The 2,834-nt window shown below is 71.3% G+C and carries 2 protein-coding genes; both read left to right on the top strand.

Translation table 11 applies throughout. The features are described 5' to 3' along the window. Positions 1-1,960: M23 family metallopeptidase (locus B447_RS21430; protein WP_004249078.1), on the top strand; the 1,960-nt coding region annotated here is incomplete at its 5' end. Beyond that, positions 1,957-2,834 (top strand): hypothetical protein (locus B447_RS21425; RefSeq protein ID WP_004249077.1); only part of this gene is annotated, 878 nt, incomplete at its 3' end. The genes B447_RS21430 and B447_RS21425, both read left to right, overlap by 4 nt.

Genomic DNA, 2,834 nt, shown 5'->3' with positions numbered 1-2,834 from the left:
GCCCCCTGCCGCCGCACCGGCGCTGGCTGCGCGTCGCACAGCCCCGGCCAGCGCGCGTGCGGACGCCGCGCCCCGCCGCGAAGACGACGGACAGTATTGCTGGTACGCCTCCTGGCTGTATGCACGCCATCGCCAGGGGTTCTCGAACGGCGCCGGCATCGGCCTGCTGCAGAACGTCACCCCTGGCTACCCCGGCGACGAGGTCTGGCGCAGCACCGACGGCCGATGCCTGACCTTGCGCCGTGCCACCGTCGACGACGCCGTGCTGCACCGCGCCGACGCGCCCTTCGCCTGGTTCCAGGCCCCCCAGTTCGCCGGCCCGCCCAGCCGCGAGCACTTCAGCTTCGGCGCCATACCGCCAGCCTTCCTCGAAGGCTGGACCCAGGCCACCGCCATCCTGCAGAAACTTGGCGCGGGCTTCTGGCATGCGGTGGCGATGGGCCAGGGCGAGCGCGAGTACGCCTGCAACATCCCGCTCTGGCTGTGGCACTGGACGGACGGCATCGCGCGCGGGGCAGGCGGCGCACCACTGCCCTCGCTGCTCTGCCGCTCGCTGGGCTGGGGGGTGGGTTCGACCTGGCTGTTCTCGTCATTGCTGCCGATGCTCACCGTCATCGGCGGCTCCTTCGAGGGGGTGCACACCGAGACCACGGCCGGCCTCGGCTTCCTGCAGTGGCTCACGCTCATCGGCGGCGATGCGCTCTCGGCCTACACCATCAGCGGCGCCACCCAGGGCGTGAACGACTTCTTCCTGTCGCTGTTCACGCTGATCAACCAGACCGGGGCGGGTGGCCCACCCGCGTCGGGCGAGGACCTGCGCCCGGCCAACTGGGCACATGCAGACGCCGTCATCGGCCTCGTCAACCTGGCGATCGGCTTCGGCTTCCGCGCCCTCATTCCGCGCGACGACTACGGCCTGCCCTTCGACAACAACGGCGCGGCCGCCTTCGGGCCGCTCTATTTCCCCTGGATGCTGCTCGGCGCCCCGCTCGCGAGCGCCTTCTCCAACGCCATCGGCACCCTGCTCGCCTGGGCCATCGCCCGCACCCACACACCGGTCCAGCTTGGCGAGAAGATCGGCGTCGGCACGCTGGTCGGCACCCTTTCCTTCATCGTCGAGTTCTACGCCCAGCGCGACGGCAGTACCGACGACGGGCGCTACAACCCGCGCATCGACCCCGCGGGCACGCCCTACACGGACGCCGCCGGCAATCCGCGCAGCGACTTCGCCGGCTATCCCGACAAGGCCGGCTCGCCCTATCAACTGCCCTACGCGGCCGGCATTGCGATGTACGTCGGCCAGGCCAATCTCGGTTTCTTCAGCCATGCGCGCTGGAACAGCTTCCCGCAGATCTATGCCTACGATTTCGCGCACGACTTCGGCGACGAGATCCTCGCCATCCGCGACGGCACCGTGATCGACTTCTTCGACTGGATCCCGGACAACATCAATCCCGACGGCACACAGCGCACCGCGGCACGCACCGCATCCGACACCGTGATGGGCGCAGGCTGGCGCAATGGCAATCCGAGCTGGAACTACATCGTGGTACGCCACGACAGCCGCATCGACAGCCAGGACCGCGACCAGGGCGGCACGCCCGTCACCACCTATGCCGTGTACGGCCACGGCGCCACCGGCGGCGTGCGCGAGCTGTGGCAAGCACTCTACGGCAAGGGCGCGCTCGACATCATCGGCACCCGGGTGCGCCGCGGCAACCCGCTGATGCGCGCGGGCAGCACCGGCGTGAGCTTCCACAACCACCTTCACCTGCACGTCGTCCCCGGCCCCGACCCAAGCGCGGCGACGCACACCCCGCCGCGGCCCATCCTGCAGGAAGGCGACCTGGGCGACTACACACTGCCCTTCGTCTTCGCCGACGCGCCGGGCGACGGTGTGCTGCGCAACCTGCGCTGGTACCGCTCGGCCAACGCCCGCAGCACGGAGCTGCCACCATGATCGGCGACGCGCTCATGGATGCACTCGGCGCCGCGCTCGACCACAGCGCGGGCAACGGCACGCTGCCACCGCCGCAGGCCAAGGTTTCGCGCGGCGGCGGCGCGGCCTCGGCGGGGGGCTTCGGTGCCGAACTCGTGGCCCTGGTCACCGGTCCCGGCCAGCCCGATCCACTCACCACTGCACTCATTGGCGCCGAAGTGAACCTGCTGCCTGCACCCGCGCTGTCCTCATGCCGCCTGCGCTTCCTGCCGCGCGCCGATTTCCCCGCGCTTGCCGCCGGCGACGTGCTCAAGCTGCAGCTCGGCGCAGGAGACGATCCGCCGGCCGTCTTCAGCGGCCCGATCGCCCTGCTCGGCGGCGCCAGCGGCGTGCTCGAACTCGTACTCGGCGCACCGGCCACCGCGCTGGCGCGGCTGCGGCGCAACGCCGGCTATGAGAACCAGCACTTTGCCGACCTGCTCACGCTGTGGGCGGGCGAAGCGCAGCTCGACATCGGTGAGCTCGACACCGGGCCTCGATTCGCCTTCCTCGCCATCGACGCCCAATGCTCCCTGTGGGAATGGATGTCCCGCCTAGGCAAGGCCGCCGGGGTGCCGGTGTGGACCGACGCTGCCGGACGCCTCAACGCCCGTGCCGCACGCGGCCAGCCAGTGGCGAAGTGGGCCTGGGGGCGCGACCTGCTCGCGCTTGAGGCCGACCTGCACGACACCGCCATCGCACCCTTTGCCCCCGACGTCACCGGGCGCACCGAGCAAGGCGCCTGGAGCGACGGCGAAAAGCCGGCCACGAACACGCCGGGCGCGCCGGGCGGCGGCGCACCCGGCGCGGGCCCGGGCGGCCTTGGTGGTGCTGCCGGCGCGGTCGCCACCCTGCT

Origin of the sequence: Thauera sp. 27, assembly GCF_000310125.2 — a bacterium.
Taxonomy (GTDB): Bacteria; Pseudomonadota; Gammaproteobacteria; order Burkholderiales; family Rhodocyclaceae; genus Thauera; species Thauera mechernichensis.
Note: the sequence above shows the minus strand (reverse complement) of the source record. Positions and strands in the feature narration are given on the sequence as shown.